Raw genomic sequence first — 17,569 nt, forward strand, 5'->3', positions numbered from 1 at the left:
CAGTCTGACACCAAAAGTAGATGCTCAGCGCGTGACGCCCGTGTCAGCCAGCCGCTGCTGTTCAACCGGTGAAATGCCGAGCAAGTCGCCGAGCACGTAGGCGTTGTGCTCTCCGAGGCGCGGGGCGCTCGCGCCGATCTCGGCCGCCCGCGTCATCTGCCACGAGGTGCCGACGATGGGCCGACTGCGACCCGCGCCGTCGCTCACTTCCGGGTAGAAGCCACGCGTCCACAGCTGTGCGTCTGACACCAAATCGACCGAGCTGAGACTTTTCGCTGCGGGCACACCGAGCTGCTGCAACTTGACCGTGAGCGCTGCTGCATCTTGCCCGCGCGTGTAGCCGGCGATGAGTTCGTCGAGCGCGGTTTCGTTGCGCTTGCGCGCCGCGAGCGTGGCGAAATCCGCATGCTGCGCGAGTTCTGGCCTGCCGATCACCTCGCTCAGCGCGCGCCAGCCGTCGTCGGACGGCACCGCGATGCTGATCCACTCGCCGTCCGCGCAGGGATACGCGCCGTGCGGCGCCATTTCGTCGTGGCGATTGCCCTCACAGCCCGACACGCGCCCGTTGAGCGCGTAGTCCATGAAGCTGTCACCGATCATGCTGCTCATGGTTTCGACCGCCGAGACGTCGATGAACTGCCCGCCGCCGCAGCGACGCCGATGCAGCAGCGCGGCCATCGCGGCGACCGCGGCCGTGGTGCCGTAGGTCGAATCCGCGTAGCGCACGTTCATGCCGACCGGCGGCTCGCCTTCGTAGCCGACACGGCCGCTGACGCCACCGAGCGCCGCGAAGCACGGCGCATAGCCGGTCTGGTAGCTCAGCGGCCCTTCGCTGCCGTACATGCCCATCGACACGTAGACCAGGTCGGGGTTCGCGACTTTTGCGGCGTCGTAGCCGAGCCCGAGCCGCTTGACCGCGCCAGGGCGCAGGTTCTCGACGAGCAGGTCCGAGCGCTTGAGCAGATCGAGGATCAGCTTCACGCCCTCGGGCTTCTTCATGTCAATCTGCACCGAGAGTTTCTGCGGATTCACCGCCATGAAGCCCGGCGCGTTGTCGATGTCCTTGACGCCGAAAGAGCGCGTCACGTCGAGCGATTCTAGGCTTTCGACACGAATGACTTCGGCCCCCAGGAACGCGAGCAGCTTGCCCGTGTACGGACCGGCCCAGACCTTGGTCAGTTCGACCACGCGCACACCCTGCAAGGGGCCGCCTCGCTGCTGCGTGCTCATGCTTGCGCCCCTTTGAGCTGCGTGGCGTTGTGCTGTCCGAGCAGCGGCGCCGGCGAGCTGATCGCAACCGGCGTCGCGCTGAGCTTGTAAGGCACGCCCGGATGCGTGAGCCGGCCGAGCCGCGGATGCTCCACGCTCGAGAAGAACCCGCGATGTTGGAATTGCGCGGATTCGAGCAGATCGGCCGGCGCGTTGACCTCGGCCATCGTCAAGCCGAGCTTCTGCGCCTGGGCGACGGCTTCGGATTTCGATTGCGTGCGCAGCCAGGCGCCGATGTGCTTGCGACACTCGGCGACGCGCTCGGGCGTGCAGGCGAGTTCGAGCCAGCGCTCGGGGAAGTCGCGCATCCAGGCCGGATCGCCGAGCAGCTGGCGCAGCGCTTCCCAATGCGCTGGCGCCGACATCCAGATGTAGGCGTAGCCGTCCCGGCATTCGAAGATGCCGGCCGGGCCGAACAGGTCGAAGGCCGAACGCTCGGTGCTCGGGTCCATGTCGCCCGCGATCATCTGCCCGAGCACGTAGTCGACGCGCGAGGCCATCACCTGCTGCTTCGAAATGTCGATGAAGCGCCCGAGCCCGGAGCTTTCGCGCTCGTAGAGCGCAGCGAGCACGCAGAGCGCGGCGTCGAGCGCGGATTCGTAGCTCGGCAGAAAGCGGCCCGGGCCCTTGAGCGGTGGCTTCGAAGGATCGGCGCCCGTCGGCGTGTGATAGGCCCAGCCGCTCGCATGCAGGACGGTGAGGTCTTCGGCATGCGTCCGCTCTTCGAGCGGATCGAGACCGAACGGTGTGATCGTGCAGGCGACGAGGCGTGGATGCCTCCGCTCGAGCGTCGCCGCATCGAGCCCGAGCTGCGCGAGCCAGCCGCTCGCGTGATCGTCGATCAGGGCGTCGACGCGTCCGAGCAGCAACTGCAAGGTCTGCAGGCCCTGTTCGCTGTCGAGATCGAGCGTGACCGATTGCTTGCCGGTGTTCAGATACGCGAACAGGCCGCTGCTTTCACCGCGATTGAGGTCATCCGCATCGAGCTCCTGCGCGAACGGCCCGAGCCGGCGCGTCGGGCTTCCGTCCGGCCGCTCGATCTTGATGAGCTCGGCGCCGAAATCGGCGAGCAGCTTGCCGCAGTATTCGCCGGCGACGCCTTCGGCGAGTTCGAGGATCTTGTAGCCGTTCAATGCGGACATGTCGCGCCGCCTTCAGCTCAGCCGCGTGAGTTCGTAATCGCCCGCATCGTCGACCTGCGCCTTCCAGCCCGGGTAGACGACGATGGTCGTGAAGGTTTCTTCGATGATGCCCGGGCCGATCACTTCATGGCCCGGCTTGAGCTCGATGCCGCGATAGATGCGGGTCTGCTGGAAGCCCTGGCCGAGATTCGCGCGCCGCGTCTTGGCGACCGGAGCCGCCGACTTCGCCGCCGTGAAGCCCTTGCCGACGACGGGCGACGGCGTCTCGACCGAGGTTTCGAGCCGCACGCCGGTGACTTCGGGCATCTCGTCCTCGCGCACGTGGTGGTATTCCTCCATGTGCCGCTTGTTGAACTGCGCGATCGCGCGCTGGCCGATGTCTGCGTCGATGAACGACAGATCGCCGATGCCCTGGGCGACGTGGATGTCGAAGCTAAGCGAGAAGTTTTGGCCCGGGTAGCGCATGTTCATCTGGTACTTCGCGCTCACGTCCTTGGGTGCGAAGTGCGCGTCGGCGAAGTAGCGCGCAGCGCGCGCGCCGAGATCGCTCCAGAGCGATTTGAGCTTGTCGATGTCGAGCGAGCCGGCCGCCGAGACATACGAGCGTTCCTCGTCGATGCTCGGATTCGCGACCAGCGTGCCGAGCGCCGAGAACGTCGGCGAGGCCTTCGGCACGAGCACGCGATCGATGCCGAGATCGCCGGCCTGGATCGCGGCGAACGCAGGGCCATTACCGCCATAGGCGAGCATGACCATGTCCTGCGGATCGATGCCCTTGCCCGCGGTGATGCGGCGCACGCCCTGCGACATGTTGGCGTTGACGACGCGCCAGCAGTCGAACGCGGCCTGTTCGGCGTCATAGCCCATCTGCTCGCCGATCGCGGCGAACGCGGCTTCGACGCCGTCTTTGCTGAGCGAGAAGCTGCCGCCCGCGAATTCCGAATCGGCCGACAGGATGCCGAGCATCAGCAAGGCATCGGTGATCGTCGGCTTCGTTCCGCCGCGTCCGTAGCAGATCGGCCCCGGCACCGAGCCGGCCGACGCCGGGCCGACCTGGATCTCGCGATTCTTCACGTGACAGATCGAGCCGCCGCCCGCGCCTAGCGTTTCGACCTGCACCATCGGCACGCCGATCAGATAGCGGTGATGCATGTTCCAGCCCGCGATCGCGGGTGCCGAACCGCCCTGCACGACCGAAATGTCGTAGGACGTTCCGCCCATGTCGACGCAGAGGATGTTCGAATAGCCCTTGGCGACACCGACGTGCGCCGAACCGATCACGCCGCCGGCCGGGCCCGAGGCGAGCACGCGAATCGGTGCGCCTTCGATGTACTGCTTGGTCATCACGCCACCGCTGGCCTGCATGACCATGAGCTGCTTTCGATAGCCGCCGTCGCGCACGCGCGTGACTAGTTTCTCCAGATAGTGATTCACGCGCGGGGCGACGTAGGCGTTCACCACCGTCGTGCTCGTGCGATCGTATTCGGGCGCGCGCGGCAGTACCTCGTGCGAGAGCGACACTTCGACGTTCGGCAGTTCCTCGCGCACGATCTCGGCGACGCGCTTCTCGTGCGCCGGATTGACGAACGAGAACAGGAACGAGATCGCGACCGACTCGACCTGCTGCTTGCCGAGCCGCCGGCAGGCTTCACGCACCGCGTTCTCGTCGAGCGCCTTGTGCACCGAACCGTCGTGCAGCACGCGCTCGGGCACCGTGAGCCGGCGGCGACGCGGCGTGATCTGTTCGGGCGGTTCGAGCCGCACGTCCCAGATGTTTTCCTTGTAGCCGCGGCGATACTCCATTTCGTCGCGAAAGCCTTCGGTGGTGATGAGGCCGGTCAGCGCGCCGTTCATTTCGATCAGCGTGTTGTCGGCCACCGTGGTGCCGTGCACGATCGCGTCGCACTGGCCGAGGAAATCGGCGAGCGGCAGCTGCTCCATGTCGGCGAGCCTGGCGAGCCCGCTCATGACGCCGACTGAACGATCCTCGGGCGTGCTCAGGTTCTTGTAGAGCTTCACCTCGCGGCCCTTCAGCAAGGCGAAGTCCGTGAAGGTGCCGCCGATGTCGATGCCGACGCGATAGCCCATGTTCTCTCCCGAATTTTTTATGTGACGAGCCCGCTCAAGCCGCAGCGGCGACCGAGGCGCGGCTCAATTGTTCGCGTAGCGCCTGGGTCGCTCCGAGGTCGACCGCCAGATCGTAGTTTTCGACCGTGCCGGTGAAGACCACGCCGTACTTGTCGCGCGCGCGCGACAGGCTCACGAGTTCGTCGAGCACGTCGTTCTTCACGGCCTCCGGATCGCGCTGCAGGGCCGGGCCGAAACCGCCGCCACCACCATGCTGGTAGGCGATCACCGCGCCGACCGGCAGCTGGGCGCGCGCAGTCAGTTCGATCTTGTATTCGTTCTCGGTGCCGACTTCGAAGCGGTTCGAGTACGCGCCCGCATCGTCGCCGCCGCAGAGGCCGCGCAAGGGATGCTCGGACGAGACCATCCAGGCCATCGCGAAGGTCGGCTCGAGCACTTTCTTGATGTTGAGACTGCCCGGCAGACCGCGCCATTGGCCAGCGCCCTCGGCGTCGATCGTCATCTCGCGGCTGATGTTGAGGATGCCGAAGCGGCTCTCGGCGTCTTCGGCTTCCGATAGCAACAGGTTGCCGAGGCCGACGCACGAAGAACCCCAGCCGTCGATGCCCTGCACGGCCGAAGAATCCATCGAGCGCGCGTCGACGCCCTGGTCCATCCACATGCCCTTGGCGTTGAAGCCGATCACCGCGTTCGGCATGCCGATCTTGTAGACCTGCGGAGCCGAACGCTCGGGCGCGACTTGCGACAGCGCGATGCAGACCGCCTCGGTGATTTCGCAGGCCGGATGGAACGACCCGAGCGCGGCCGGCTTGTTCGGCGGCGGATGCGCGATCGTACCTTCGGGAATGATCATCTCGACGCCGTTGAACATGCCCTCGTTCTTGACGATGCCCGGGTCAACCGAGGCGGCGATCTGCGTCATGATGTAGCTGCGCGTATTGCCGAAGGTGTTCCAGACGCCGACGAGGTTCTGCCGATCGTCGGTGCCGGTCAGATCGACCGTGAGCTGATCGCCCTCGATGATGCAGTCGACGTGCACCTTGATGTCCTTGGTGCCGAGCGTGTCGTGATCGATCAGCACGTCGGCCGAGTAGGTGCCGTCGGGCCACTTGGCGACTTCCTCGCGCAGGCGGCGTTCGGTGTGCTCGATGTTGTAGTTGATCGCGGCCTTGACGCGATCCGAGCCCCACTTGCGGATGACGTTCTGCAGCAGCCCGACTGCGAGCTGCACACCGCTGATCATCGCCGCGAGATCACCTGAGAATGTGGCGAAACGGTTGTTGCGCTCGAGCAGCTTGATGATGTCGCGGCGCTTCTCGCCTCGGTGCACGAGCTTCACGCACGGAATCGCGAGGCCTTCGGTGAAGATGTCGGTGGCCTCGAGCGTGAAGCCGCCCGGATCCTTGCCTCCGGTGTCGCCCTGATGCGCCTGCAGTGCCTGGATCAGGATCAGCTCGCCGTTGTCGTCGAACACTGGCGCGTAGACGTTGTAGTCCGGCAGATGGCCGCCGCCGTAATCGGGGTCGTTGCCGACGAAGACGTCGCCCGGACCCCAGTTGAATTCGTCGAACATCTCGATGCCGTAGCGCACCGTGAGCTGCGACACGAAAGTCAGGTGCGGCGTGCCGATCGAGCAGGCCGCGAGCCGGCCGTGCGCGTCGATGATCGCCGCGTTGCGCTCGTTCGACGAGTTGATGATCGGCGACGAGGCCGCGCGACCGAGATGCGTCGCCGCTTCGAAGCAGACGGTTTCCATCGCCCCGCGAATGATGCTCGCGGTGACCGGGTCGACCGCGGTGGCAGTCGGCAGCGACGGGCGGCGAGCGGCGAGCCGCTTGTTCAGTTCGAATGACATTGCAGCTTCCTCGGAACGGAAGTTTGGAGATTCAGCCGAATGTTCAAGCCCGCTCGCGGCCAGCGTCTCTACAGAAGCTGCAATTTCTTCGATAGGTAGCGGAAACCCCGGCCGACGTTTCGGATCAGTGCGCGGCGAGGAAGCGATCGAGCACGCCACCGATGTCGCGGCCCTGCCAGAGGTACAGGACGTTCGTGAGCATCTGCAACTGGCTGCGGGCGGCCTCGTTGTCGCGCAAGCGCGGATCGCGGCGATCGGTGATCGCCTGCAGTTCGGGAACGAGCGAGCGCAGGTACGCCGGCGCGTCGAGCAGCCAGGTCAGGCCCATCAGCGCCACGTAGAGCAGCAATTGATCTTCGAGCCTCCGGCGGTCGAGCCGCGCACCGCCGCTGCGATGCAATTCGTCGACGAACAGGTCCAGCAGGACGTCGAATTGCCGGTCCCACAGCGCCGTGTCGGCCGCGCTCAGGCAGCCCCAGAGCGCCATCGCCACGTTCATGCGGCTCGCGCAGCCCCAGTCCATCAGGCCGCAGGCGAGTTCGCCGTTCGGCTCGCGCCAGAACCAAGCGTTGTCGACGTTCGCATTCCAGTGGCACAGCGCGATCGCATCCGCTTGGGCTTGCAGATGCGCGCGTATCGCGGCCTCGTGGCGTGGAAACCGGACCGCATCGCGCAGCAGCCGTGCGATGAAGTCGGCCGAGCGGATCGCCGGCGGCAGCAGCACCGCGTGGAGCTCGGCGAATTCCGCATAGCGACTCACGCGGTTCTGCAACTGGCGCTCGCTGTAGAACGCGCGCTCGCCAACCGCGAGCCGGCCTGTATCGAAGCCGAAGCTCGCGACGAGTTCGGCCGGCAGGCGTTGCGCCTGATCGGCGCCCGCGAGCCGCGCGAGCGACTTGATCAGCGCCTCGTAATGCGCGAACGCCTCGGGCATTTCGTCGTCGAGGCATTTGGCGTAGTGCGGCTCGATCCCATCGCGACCGAAGCCGATGCGCTGCGTGATCAGCAGGCCCGTCCCCGATGCGGCCTGGTAGTCGGCGTAATGGCAGGCCGGCACCGCGATCGGAAAGCCCGGCGCCCGCGACAGCGCCGCGAAGCGCACTTCGAGCTCCATCTGCGTGCGGCCTTGGTCGCGAATCGGATCGTCGAAGTCGCGCGAGAATTTGGCGAACAGCTCGCAGTGCAAGCCGGGCGCCGCGCGGGCGTACTCGACCGCGAGCAGCAGCTTGCGGCCGGTGCTTCCACGGGGGCATTCCGCGCATTCGGTGATGCGCACGACCGCGTTGTCGCTCGCCAGGGCGCCGCAGGCGCGAAACGCGCGCGTGAGCCAGTCGGCGCCGCCTTCCCGCAAGGCCTGCGCATCGGCCGGCAGGGCGAGGCCGAGTGCATCGCCGATGACCCAGGGCTGGCGATCCGTCGACTGTGCCGCTCGGCTTTCCGATCGCGCCAAGGCTGTTTCCTTAAGTCTTCAGCGCCCGCGCGGTGAGCCGATCCGGCGCCATCCAGTTCGAGCTCGGATACAGCGGCGTGATCGCGGTCGCCGCATCGAGTTCGGCGAGGTCGGTCTCGCTGAGTGTGAGCGCCAGCGCGCCGAGATTGTCGTCGAGCTGATGCAGCTTGGTCGCGCCGAGCAGAACCGAGTCGACACCGGGCCTCGCGAGTGTCCAGGCGATCGCCACCTGCGCGACGCTCACCGAATGCGCCTGCGCGATGCGGCGCATGCGTTCGATCAGCGCGAAGCCCTGCTCGCGATCGATGCGCAGCATGTCGAAGTTCGAAAAGCGGTTGCCGGGCTTGTCGAGGTCGGCGCGCGTATAGGCGCCGCTCAGGAAGCCGAAGGCCAGCGGGCTGTAGACGGTCATGCCGAGACCGTAACGCTGCATCATCGGCAACACATCGCGTTCGACGTCGCGGCCGAGCAGCGAGTAGTACATCTGCCCGTGCGTGAACGGCGCGTAGCCGCTGGCTTTCTGGATCTCCATCGCGGCGGCGGCCTTCCAGGCCGACCAGTTCGAAAACCCGAGGTAGCGCACCTTGCCCGAGCGCACCACGCTGTCGAGCGCGGCGAGCGTTTCTTCGAGCGGCGTGTACGGGTCTTCGCGATGCAGCACGTAGAGATCGATCCAGTCCGTATCGAGCCGCTTCAGGCTCTGGTCGACCGACCACAGAATGTGACGCTTCGACAGGCCCGTGCGCAGCGGCGAGCGGTCGCCCCCGCGATTGCCGACCTTGGTGGTGATGACGACCTTGTCGCGATGCGGCTTGAGCGCTGCGCCGAGCGAGCGCTCCGATTCGCCATCGGCGTAGACATCGGCCGTGTCGAACAGATTGATGCCGGCTTCGAGCGCCCGTTCGACCATCGTGCGCGCGAGATGCGTGTCGACCTTGTAGACCGACTGGATCGACTGGTTGCCCTGCGTGAACGTCAGCGCGCCGAAGCCGAGGCGCGAGACGACCAGGCCCGTGTTGCCGAGCAGCGCGTACTTCATCGAAACGCGCTCAGGACTTGGATTTGCGGCCGGAACGGCTCAGGCGGAAATCCGGCGGATACTGGCCGTCGTTGTCCTTGACCGCATTGTTGAGGCCTTTTTCGAACGTCGCCTTGTCGAGCGTGAGTTCCTCGGCATCGTTCTTCACGAGCGGCAGCATCGATTCGAGCCAGCCCGTCATCATGCTGCCCATGTACTCGCCCTGCTGTTGCTTCATGATCTCGAAGAACTGCTTCTGCATGTAGACCACATCGGTCGGCCGCGTGCGCGCGCAGGAGGTCGCGTATTTCTCGGTCTCGGCTTCGAGCTGATCGCGCGGCACCACGCTGTTGAGGAAATTGCAGTCGGCCATTTCCCTGGCCGTGAACGGCCGGCCCGTGAACACCATTTCCTGGAACTTGCGCATGCCCATGGTCTGCGCCCACTGCCACATGCGCGGCCCCCAGCCGACGTAGCGGAACGAGGGGTGCCCGAACAGCGCGTCGTCGGAGGAGATCACGAGATCGGCATCGGCGGCCTGGTAGAAGTGCCAGCCGTAGCAATAGCCCTTCACTTCCAGAATGCTGATCTTCTTGAAATCCTGCAGGCTGCGGCAGCCGTAGTTGGAATTCGCATAGAGCTGCGTCAGCTGGGCCAGGTAGCGATAGCTGCCCTTGGGCGGATACTTGATGTCCTCGTCGTCCTTGATGCGGAATTCGTGCAGCAGCGAGTAGTCGCCGTCGTCGGCCAGCATCGCCTCCTGCTCGGGCAGGTCAGCGCCGCCGCCCAGATGATTGCCGACACCGCGGATCACGAGCACCTTGACGTCGTCATCGACGTTGGCCCGGTGGATCAGGTCGGCGTAGCGCAGCCGGGCCGCGATGGTCGGCGCGTTGAGCGCGTCCGGGCGATTCAGCGTGATCGTCGCGATCCGCGTTTTCGGATCCTTGCTGTACAGGATGATCTCTTCGGGCGAAGGGCGATTGGACTCGTCTGCCACGGCTTTCTCCTCGATGCCTTTTTTCAGGGTTCGGTCCAGGCCTTGCCAGAATGCTGGCCGCGTTCCGTGGCGGCTGTTTCCGACCGAAGGTCCAAAGTACGGGCGGAACCGACGGGCTGTCCTGACAATTCACGTTCCCGTATCTACAATCAACGCAAAGCCGGCCCGCTACGGACGGGCCGCGCAGGCGGTGAGGAGATACGGATGAGTGATTACTTTTACGCGCTGGAGGGCCCGCTGGACTCGATGCCGGCGCCGCGCCAGATGCGCACGGCCAACCTGCTGGGCTTGCCCGACATCGTCCGCGCGCATGGCGGCGATCCGCGCAGCATCCTCGAGAATCACGGCATCGACCCGCGCGCGATGCGCGATCCGGATTTCTACATCGACTGCAAATCGCTGGTCGATGTCTTCGAGTACTGCAGCACCTCGTTCAACGATCCGCTGTTCGGCCTGCACCTGGCCCAGCTTCAGGAACCCGACGTCTACGGCGCCGTCGCCGCGCTGTGCCGGGCCGCGGCGACCGTGCGCGAAGGCGTGCAGAGCTTCATCAAGTACATCCCGGTCGTGCATTCGCCCGCGACCACGATCGAGCTGCTCGAGTCCAACGGCATCGCCGAGCTGCGCTGGAGCGTGCGCAACGATCTCGGCGCCAACGTGCAGGCGCACTACCAGGCGACCATGCTCAACGTGAAGCTGCTGCGCCTGCTCGGCGGCCGCAATTTCAGCCTCAACTACGTCAATCTGGCGCTCGAAACGCGCTCCAAGGACGTCGCCGAGATCGAGAGCCGGCTCGGCTGCCGCTTCCACGGCAACGCGGGCACGCATGCGATCGCATTCCCGTCCGTCGTGCTCGACCAGCCCGTGGCGAGCGCCAACCGGCTGTTGTATCGCCTGCTCGGTGGTTATATGGAGCGCGTGAAGGAATCGTCGCGCACGACCATCGTCGAGCGCGTCGAGGACTACGTGCGCGGCGCCCTGCCATCGGGCCAGTGCTCGATCGAGCGTTGCGCGAAAAAACTCGGCACCTCGGTGCGCACGCTGCAGGCCAACCTCTCCGAGTACGAGCTCAAGTTCTCGGACATCCTCGAACGCCAGCGCATCGAACTCGCCCGGCTTTACCTGGAACGCGAGGAAGCGACGCTCGACGAGGTCGCCGCGCTGCTCGGCTACTCCGAGCAATCGAGCTTCGGCCGCGCCTTCAAGCGCTGGACCGGCACCACGCCGCAGCAGTTCCGCAAGACGGTGCCGCCCGCCACGCATTGAGCCGCGCGGCGGTGCACTGCGTAGGCGTCAGACGCTCATGCAGACGTACTTGATCTCGAGATAGTCGTCGATGCCGTAGCGCGAGCCTTCGCGGCCGAGGCCCGAGAGCTTCACGCCGCCGAACGGCGCGAGTTCGGTCGAGATCAGGCCCGTGTTGACGCCGACGATGCCGGCCTCGATGCGCTCGGCCACGCGCCAGACGCGGCCCAGATCGCGCGCGTAGAAATACGAGGCCAGGCCGAACGGCGTGTCGTTGGCGAGCGCGATGACTTCGTCCTCGGTCTCGAAGCGGAACACCGGCGCGACCGGGCCGAAGGTCTCCTCGCGGCTGATCATCATCGACGGCTTCACGCCGGCGAGCACGGTCGGCTCGAAGAAGCGGCCACCGAGCGAGTGCGCCTTGCCTCCGGTGACCACGCGAGCGCCACCCGACAGCGCATCGTCGATGTGCTCGCGCACCTTGGCGACGGCCTTTTCATCGATCAGCGGGCCGATCTCGGAGCCCGCCTCGGTGCCCGGTGCGACCTTGAGCCTGGCGGTCGCGGCGGCGAGCTTTTCGACGAAGGCGTCGTAGATGCCGGCCTGCGCGTAGATGCGGTTGGCGCAGACGCAGGTCTGGCCGGCATTGCGGAATTTCGAGGCGATGGCACCGACGACCGCGGCATCGAGATCGGCATCGTCGAAGACGATGAAAGGCGCATTACCGCCGAGTTCGAGGCTGAGCTTCTTGATCGACGGCGCCGACTGCGCATAGAGCTTGGCACCGACGTCGGTGGAACCCGTGAACGAGAGCTTGCGCACCGTTTCGCTGCTCGTGAGCACGTCGCCGATCTCGGCCGCGCTGCCGGTCACCACGTTGAACAGTCCGTCGGGCAAGCCCGCGTCCAGCGCGAGCGCGCCGAGCGCGAGCGCGGTGAACGGCGTCTGCGATGCGGGCTTGAGCACCACGCCGCAGCCAGCCGCGAGCGCCGGGCCGATCTTGCGCGTGATCATCGCGGCCGGGAAATTCCACGGCGTGATCGCGGCGACGACGCCGATCGGCTGCTTGAGCACGACGATGCGCTTGTCGGCCGCGTGGCTCGGCAGCACGTCGCCGTAGATACGCTTGGCTTCCTCGGCGAACCATTCGATGAAGCCGGCCGCGTAGGCGATCTCGGCCTTGGCCTCGGCGAGCGGCTTGCCCTGCTCGCGCGTGAGCAGCGCGGCGAGCGCTTCCTGGTTCGCCATGATCAGGTCGAAGTAGCGGCGCAGGATGCTCGCTCGCTCCTTGGCCGGGCGCTTGGCCCAGGGGCCCATCGCCTTTTCGGCCGCCGCGATGGCCTGCGCGGTCTGCTCGCCCGTGCAGCGCGGCACCCGGCCGATGCGCTCGCCGGTCGCCGGATCGTCGACATCGATCCAGCGATCCGCCGTCACCCATTGCCCTGCGATCAGGCTCGCTTCGCGCATCAACTGCGTCATGCTGCGTCTCCTTAAAGCTGTTTGGTTTCCGCATCTTGGCGATGTCCGCCAGCAAACGGACCCCGATGGGGCGGCAGGGTTCATTACGCCAGCCAGGGTGGCGACCTACTCAAGAGAGTGGGCCCCGAATCTTGCGCTCGTGGCATAACACTCGTGCACGACCCTTGAATGGGCGATCCGCGCTTCAATATCAATCAACAATACCGTTCAATTATCCATTGAATGCCTTGAGTCTGCATTTCATCGATGGCAGGCTGCCGAGCCAGCGGCCGCCAGAGCCGCCCGTTGTCGAGCTTCGTTCCTCCTTCACTACGCAGAAGAAAATCCCATGAGTCAGGCCATGAGTCGGAAAGTCTTCGTTACCGGGGTCGGCATGATCCCGTTCGTCAAGCCGGGTTCCAACGAGCCCTATCCCGCGATGGCCGCTGCCGCCACGCATGCGGCGCTCGCCGATGCGGGCATCGCCTACGAGAAGATCCAGCAGGCCTACGTCGGCTACGTCTACGGCGATTCCACCGCCGGCCAGCGCGCGCTCTACGAAGTCGGCATGACCGGCATTCCGGTCGTCAACGTCAACAACAATTGCTCGACCGGTTCGACCGCGCTGTTCCTCGCGCGCCAGGCGATCGCCTCGGGCGCTGCGGAATGCGTGCTCGCGCTCGGCTTCGAGCAGATGACGCCCGGCGCGCTCAAGACCGCCTTCGGCGATCGTCCGAGCCCGTTCGAGCGCTTCGACGCCGCGGCCGACGAGCTCGTCGGCAACAGCGAGGTACCGCTCGCGCTGCGCTTCTTCGGCGGCGCCGGCCTGGCGCACATGCAGCAATATGGCACCAAGCTGGAAACCTTCGCGAAGATTCGCGCCAAGGCCAGCCAGCACGCGGTCAACAATCCGATGGCGCTGTTCCGCAAGCCCGTCACGACCGAAGAAGTGATGGCCTCGCCGGTGATGTGGGAAGGCGTGATGACGCGCCTGATGGCCTGCCCGCCGACCTGCGGCGCCGCCGCGGCCGTGCTGTGCAGCGAGGAGTTCGCCAAGCGCAACGGCCTGAAGGCCGATGTCTGGATCGTCGCGCAGGCGATGACGACCGACACCACCAAGACCTTCGGCGCTCGCGACATGCGTGAAGTCGTCGGCTTCGGCATGGCGCAGGATGCGGCGCGCCAGGTCTACGAAGCGGCCGGTATCGGCGCCCAGGATGTGAATGTCGTCGAGCTGCACGATTGCTTCGCGCACAACGAACTGATTTCGTACGAAGCGCTGGGCCTGTGCCCGGTCGGCGGCGCCGAGAAGTTCGTCGACGATGGCGACAACACCTATGGCGGTCGTTACGTGACGAATCCGTCCGGCGGCCTGCTGTCGAAGGGCCATCCGCTCGGCGCGACCGGCCTCGCCCAGTGCACCGAACTCGTCAGCCAGCTGCGCGGCACGGCCGGCGCACGCCAGGTCGAAGGGGCGCGCGTCGCGCTACAGCACAATCTCGGTCTCGGCGGCGCCTGCGTGGTGACGATGTATCGCAACGATCGCTGATCGGCGCGGACTGCATCAACGAAAAAGCCGGCTGCGGATTCACTCCGCAGCCGGCTTTTTCATTTTCATGCCCGAAGCGTCTTCAGACCTCGTCGAGCAGGTAGCGATCGAGCTCCTGGTGCATGTTCAGGATGATCTTTTCCTGCTCGACGGCGAGCCAGGTCTGGCGAATGCCCTTGGAGTGCAGGCCTTTCTGCATGCGCGGGATGTTGCCGAGATCCTGGCGCGGGATCAGGTAGACCTGCTCGGGGTCTTCGAGATCGGTGACCAGGCGCATGATCGCGCGTGGCACCTTCTCGGCGGCCGGATAGGTCTTGGTCGACAGGATCTCGAAGATGCACTTGTCGGGATCGTTGCCGTCCGGGCGCACGCGGTAAATCATCGCATTGCCGGCCTGCGGCAGAATCATCAGGTTCGGGAACACGAAAATCTCGCCGCCCCACATGCCGATGTTCTCGGGCGTGGGCTTGGGCATCGGCCGCTGCTGCATCGCGGCGCGCGTGTAGAGCGCCTTGACGTACTCGGCGCCGAGGCTCGAATCCTCGGGAATCGGCTTGCCCTTGAGCGAGCGCACCACGGCGACGTCTTCGGGCAGCACCTGCGCGTCCATGCCTTCGGCGAGCAGGTTCAGGCGCGCGGCCATCGCCTCGATCATGTCGTCGGTCGAGACGGCCGCACCGAGATTGGCGGCGGCGCGCACGTTGCCCTTCATCGGCGTCTTCTTGCCGAAGAAACGGCCGTGCCCGCGCGCATAGGTCTCGTAGGCGACGTTCCAGTGATTGAAATCGGGCTTGGCGTCGGGCGTCGGCTTGTAGATGAAATCGGCCGAGTGCGGCTCCAGCTGCGGATGCGTGGCCGGAACGTGGTAGCCCTCGAAGAACGCTTCCTGCGCGACCTTCCAGTTCGACTTCACCGGGATCGCCTTCCACCAGTAGTTGCGCATCTCGCTGATCGCGAGGTTGTCGAGCATCTCGCGCACCGGCGCGATGAAGTCGTCGAATGGCTGCGGATCCTTGGCGAGGTTGATGAAGATGAAGCCCGCGAAGACCACGTGATGGACTTCGCGCAAGGCGACGTCCTTGTTCTGCAGCTGGCCGCCACGGAACTCCTGGCGTTCGAGCACGAACTCGTTGTTGCCGTGCAAGTCCCAGCGCCAGCCGTGGAACGGGCAGATGACGTGCTTGTTCTCGAAGCAGCCCTGGGGTGTTTCGGCGAGCGAAGTGCCGCGATGCGGACAAACGTTGTGATACGCCTTGACGGTGTCGCCATCGGCGCGGACGATCAGCACCGACTGATCGCCGATCGTGTAGATCGTGTAGTCGCCCACTTCCGGAATCTCGTCGAAGCGCGCGGCGGCCTGCCAGACCTTGCTCCAGAGCTTTTCGTATTCGAGCTTGGTGAAATCCGGATCGATGTAGCGGCCGACGCTGATGCCGTGCGGCTTCGTGTGCCAGCTCGGTGGCCACGACGACGAACTTCCGCCGGTCGATGCGTTCTTGAGGGCCGCTCTCTGCGCCAGCTCGGACATGCTCTTCCTCCAGTGATGCCCGCGGCGAGCGCGATCTTGCGCGCCGGCGGGCCGGGCGGACCGCGCCATCTGGCCGCCTCTACTATTCAACAGCAGTGACTACTATCGATACCTGCCGCAATCTACGCCTGCGGCGCTGCGATTTTCAAGCGCATCGACGGCCGTCCGGTCACCTGCCGGCCGCCGATGCTCGAAGCTCAGTTGCCGATGAAACCGGCCAGCCGGCCGCGAATGATCGCTTCGGCATCGCCGATGATGCGATCGATCAGCTGCTTGCAGGTCGGCACGTCGTGAATCAGGCCCTGGACCTGGCCGGCCCAGATCAAACCGGCGTCGACGTTGCCGGTCTCCAGCGCGACGCGGCCCTTGGCGCCCGGCACGAGTTCGCGCACGTCCTCGAACACCGCACCAGGCTTCGACAGCCGTGCGACCACTTCGTCCGACACGCTGTTCGCCGCGACGCGCGCGGTGTTCTTGAGGCTGCGGAAGATCAGGCGGGTGCCGCGCTCGTCGTTGTTGACGATGAGCTGCTTGACGTTGTCGTGGATCGGCGCCTCGACGGTCGCGCAGAAGCGCGTGCCCATGTTGATGCCCTCGGCCCCGAGCGCGAGCGCCGCGGCGAGACCACGGCCGTCACCGAAACCGCCCGAGGCGATCATCGGAATCTTGACCTTGTCGGCCGCGGCCGGAATCAGGATCAGGCCCGGAATGTCGTCTTCGCCCGGATGCCCGGCGCATTCGAAACCGTCGATCGAGATCGCATCGACACCCATGCGCTCTGCCGACAGCGCATGGCGCACGGCCGTGCACTTGTGCACGACCTTGATGCCGTGCGACTTGAAGTCGTCGACGTGTTCCTGCGGCTTGTGGCCCGCGGTTTCGACGATCTTGATGCCGCTGTCGATGATGGCCTTGCGATACTCCGCATACGGCGGCGGGTTCACCGACGGCAGGATCGTCAGGTTCACGCCGAAAGGCTTGTCCGTCATCTTGCGGCAGCGGTCGATCTCGGCGCGCAGCGCATCGGGCGAAGGCTGCGTCAGCGCAGTCAGGATGCCGAGGCCGCCCGCATTGGACACCGCGGCCGCGAGCTCGGCGCGACCGACCCACATCATGCCGCCCTGGACGATCGGGTGCTCGATGCCGAGCAGTTCGGTGAAGCGCGTCTTGATCGTCATTTGGCGGCCATCCGGATCGCGCCGTCGAGGCGAATGGTCTCGCCGTTGAACATCGGGTTGACGATGATGCTCTCGACGAGCAGCGCATATTCGCTCGGCTTGCCAAGACGGCTCGGGAACGGCACCTGCTTGCCGAGCGAGTCCTGCGCTTCCTGCGGCAGCGATTCCATCAGCGGCGTCAGGAACAGGCCCGGCGCGATGGTGTTGATGCGAATGCCGTAGCGCGCGAGTTCGCGTGCGATCGGCAAGGTCATGCCGACGACGCCGGCCTTCGACGCCGCGTAGGCCGGCTGGCCGATCTGGCCTTCGTAGGCCGCCACGGAGGCGGTGTTGATGATCACGCCGCGCTCTTCGCCGATCGGATCGGCCGTGTGCAGGCGCGCCGCGAACTTCGACAGCACGTTGAAGCTGCCGAACAGGTTGATGGCGACGATCTTGCTGAACTCGGCGAGCGGCAGCGCCTTGCCGTCGCGCCCGATGACCTTACCCGGAGGCCCGATACCCGCGCAGTTGACGAGGATGCGCGCCTTGCCATTGACACCTTCGGACTCTTCGAGCCCGGCTTCGACGGCCGCTTCGTCGGTGACGTTGACGGCGACGAAGTGGCCGCCGATTTCGGCCGCCTTCTTCTTGCCGAGGTCGGCGTTCAGGTCAAAGATCGTGACCTTGGCTCCGGCTTTGGCGAGGCGCTCCGCGGTCGCGCCGCCAAGGCCCGATGCGCCACCGGTGACGATCGCCGTGGCTCCTTTGATCTCCATTCCCAATCCTTTTCGGGCTCGTCCCGATAGC

The 17,569-nt window shown here is 65.8% G+C and carries 13 protein-coding genes; 2 read left to right on the top strand and 11 right to left on the bottom strand.

Annotated features, from left to right (window positions below; all coding sequences use genetic code 11):
* Positions 1-24 precede the first annotated feature (24 nt).
* The 7 genes from AC3WUM_RS05035 to AC3WUM_RS05065 all read right to left on the bottom strand — a co-directional run bounded on the left by AC3WUM_RS05035 (position 25) and on the right by AC3WUM_RS05065 (position 9,822).
* A complete protein-coding gene (locus AC3WUM_RS05035) occupies positions 25-1,230 on the bottom strand; it encodes a CaiB/BaiF CoA transferase family protein (protein ID WP_492409102.1) in 1,206 nt (401 codons plus the stop codon).
* Positions 1,227-2,411, bottom strand: a complete 1,185-nt coding sequence (locus AC3WUM_RS05040; RefSeq protein ID WP_492409103.1) for a CaiB/BaiF CoA transferase family protein — start codon at positions 2,409-2,411, stop codon at positions 1,227-1,229. The genes AC3WUM_RS05035 and AC3WUM_RS05040 overlap by 4 nt, the downstream gene beginning before the upstream one ends.
* 12 nt (positions 2,412-2,423) lie before the next feature.
* Positions 2,424-4,499 carry a hydantoinase/oxoprolinase family protein gene (locus tag AC3WUM_RS05045; protein ID WP_492409104.1) on the bottom strand — a complete coding sequence of 692 codons (2,076 nt, stop codon included), beginning with the start codon at positions 4,497-4,499 and terminating at the stop codon, positions 2,424-2,426.
* 34 nt (positions 4,500-4,533) lie between these two features.
* Positions 4,534-6,354 carry a hydantoinase B/oxoprolinase family protein gene (locus AC3WUM_RS05050; protein WP_492409105.1) on the bottom strand — a complete coding sequence of 607 codons (1,821 nt, stop codon included), beginning with the start codon at positions 6,352-6,354 and terminating at the stop codon, positions 4,534-4,536.
* 124 nt (positions 6,355-6,478) lie between these two features.
* A complete protein-coding gene (locus AC3WUM_RS05055) occupies positions 6,479-7,804 on the bottom strand; it encodes a hypothetical protein (protein WP_492409106.1) in 1,326 nt (441 codons plus the stop codon).
* A 10-nt stretch (positions 7,805-7,814) separates the two neighbouring features.
* Positions 7,815-8,843: an aldo/keto reductase gene (locus AC3WUM_RS05060; protein WP_492409107.1), complete on the bottom strand. Its 1,029-nt coding sequence runs from the start codon at positions 8,841-8,843 to the stop codon at positions 7,815-7,817.
* Between the two features lie 10 nt (positions 8,844-8,853).
* Positions 8,854-9,822, bottom strand: coding sequence for an enoyl-CoA hydratase/isomerase family protein (locus tag AC3WUM_RS05065; protein ID WP_492409108.1), 969 nt, complete (start codon positions 9,820-9,822; stop codon positions 8,854-8,856).
* Between the two features lie 204 nt (positions 9,823-10,026).
* Here AC3WUM_RS05065 and AC3WUM_RS05070 point away from each other — a divergent pair, with 204 nt between their 5' ends.
* Entirely contained in the window at positions 10,027-11,088 is a 1,062-nt protein-coding gene (locus AC3WUM_RS05070; RefSeq protein WP_492409109.1) for an AraC family transcriptional regulator, read from the top strand.
* A gap of 27 nt (positions 11,089-11,115) precedes the next feature.
* Here AC3WUM_RS05070 and AC3WUM_RS05075 read toward each other — a convergent pair whose 3' ends face one another.
* Complete coding sequence (locus AC3WUM_RS05075) at positions 11,116-12,546, bottom strand: NAD-dependent succinate-semialdehyde dehydrogenase (protein ID WP_492409110.1); 1,431 nt, start codon at positions 12,544-12,546, stop codon at positions 11,116-11,118.
* Positions 12,547-12,886: 340 nt separating this feature from the next.
* Here AC3WUM_RS05075 and AC3WUM_RS05080 point away from each other — a divergent pair, with 340 nt between their 5' ends.
* Positions 12,887-14,074 (top strand): lipid-transfer protein, encoded by a 1,188-nt coding sequence (locus AC3WUM_RS05080; RefSeq protein WP_492409111.1) that lies wholly within the window; start codon positions 12,887-12,889, stop codon positions 14,072-14,074.
* Positions 14,075-14,156: 82 nt separating this feature from the next.
* On the opposite strand, the gene AC3WUM_RS05085 is transcribed toward AC3WUM_RS05080, so the two are convergent.
* The 3 genes from AC3WUM_RS05085 to AC3WUM_RS05095 all read right to left on the bottom strand — a co-directional run bounded on the left by AC3WUM_RS05085 (position 14,157) and on the right by AC3WUM_RS05095 (position 17,538).
* On the bottom strand, positions 14,157-15,602 hold the full coding sequence (locus tag AC3WUM_RS05085) for an aromatic ring-hydroxylating oxygenase subunit alpha (RefSeq protein ID WP_492409112.1): 1,446 nt from the start codon (positions 15,600-15,602) through the stop codon (positions 14,157-14,159).
* Between the two features lie 197 nt (positions 15,603-15,799).
* Entirely contained in the window at positions 15,800-16,780 is a 981-nt protein-coding gene (locus tag AC3WUM_RS05090) for an NAD(P)H-dependent flavin oxidoreductase (RefSeq protein WP_492409113.1), read from the bottom strand.
* Positions 16,777-17,538: an SDR family NAD(P)-dependent oxidoreductase gene (locus AC3WUM_RS05095; RefSeq protein ID WP_492409114.1), complete on the bottom strand. Its 762-nt coding sequence runs from the start codon at positions 17,536-17,538 to the stop codon at positions 16,777-16,779. Before AC3WUM_RS05095 ends, AC3WUM_RS05090 begins: the two co-directional genes overlap by 4 nt.
* Positions 17,539-17,569 lie beyond the last annotated feature (31 nt).

The organism is Hydrocarboniphaga sp. FW305-C-57 (assembly GCF_058783045.1).

Bases quoted from the DNA above. Each gene is read 5' to 3' on its own strand.
- AC3WUM_RS05035 (WP_492409102.1), bottom strand. From the start codon at position 1,230: ATGAGCACGCAGCAGCGAGGCGGCCCCTTGCAGGGTGTGCGCGTGGTC.
- AC3WUM_RS05040 (WP_492409103.1), bottom strand. From the start codon at position 2,411: ATGTCCGCATTGAACGGCTACAAGATCCTCGAACTCGCCGAAGGCGTC.
- AC3WUM_RS05045 (WP_492409104.1), bottom strand. From the start codon at position 4,499: ATGGGCTATCGCGTCGGCATCGACATCGGCGGCACCTTCACGGACTTC.
- AC3WUM_RS05050 (WP_492409105.1), bottom strand. From the start codon at position 6,354: ATGTCATTCGAACTGAACAAGCGGCTCGCCGCTCGCCGCCCGTCGCTG.
- AC3WUM_RS05060 (WP_492409107.1), bottom strand. From the start codon at position 8,843: ATGAAGTACGCGCTGCTCGGCAACACGGGCCTGGTCGTCTCGCGCCTC.
- AC3WUM_RS05070 (WP_492409109.1), top strand. From the start codon at position 10,027: ATGAGTGATTACTTTTACGCGCTGGAGGGCCCGCTGGACTCGATGCCG.
- AC3WUM_RS05075 (WP_492409110.1), bottom strand. From the start codon at position 12,546: ATGACGCAGTTGATGCGCGAAGCGAGCCTGATCGCAGGGCAATGGGTG.
- AC3WUM_RS05080 (WP_492409111.1), top strand. From the start codon at position 12,887: ATGAGTCGGAAAGTCTTCGTTACCGGGGTCGGCATGATCCCGTTCGTC.
- AC3WUM_RS05085 (WP_492409112.1), bottom strand. From the start codon at position 15,602: ATGTCCGAGCTGGCGCAGAGAGCGGCCCTCAAGAACGCATCGACCGGC.
- AC3WUM_RS05090 (WP_492409113.1), bottom strand. From the start codon at position 16,780: ATGACGATCAAGACGCGCTTCACCGAACTGCTCGGCATCGAGCACCCG.
- AC3WUM_RS05095 (WP_492409114.1), bottom strand. From the start codon at position 17,538: ATGGAGATCAAAGGAGCCACGGCGATCGTCACCGGTGGCGCATCGGGC.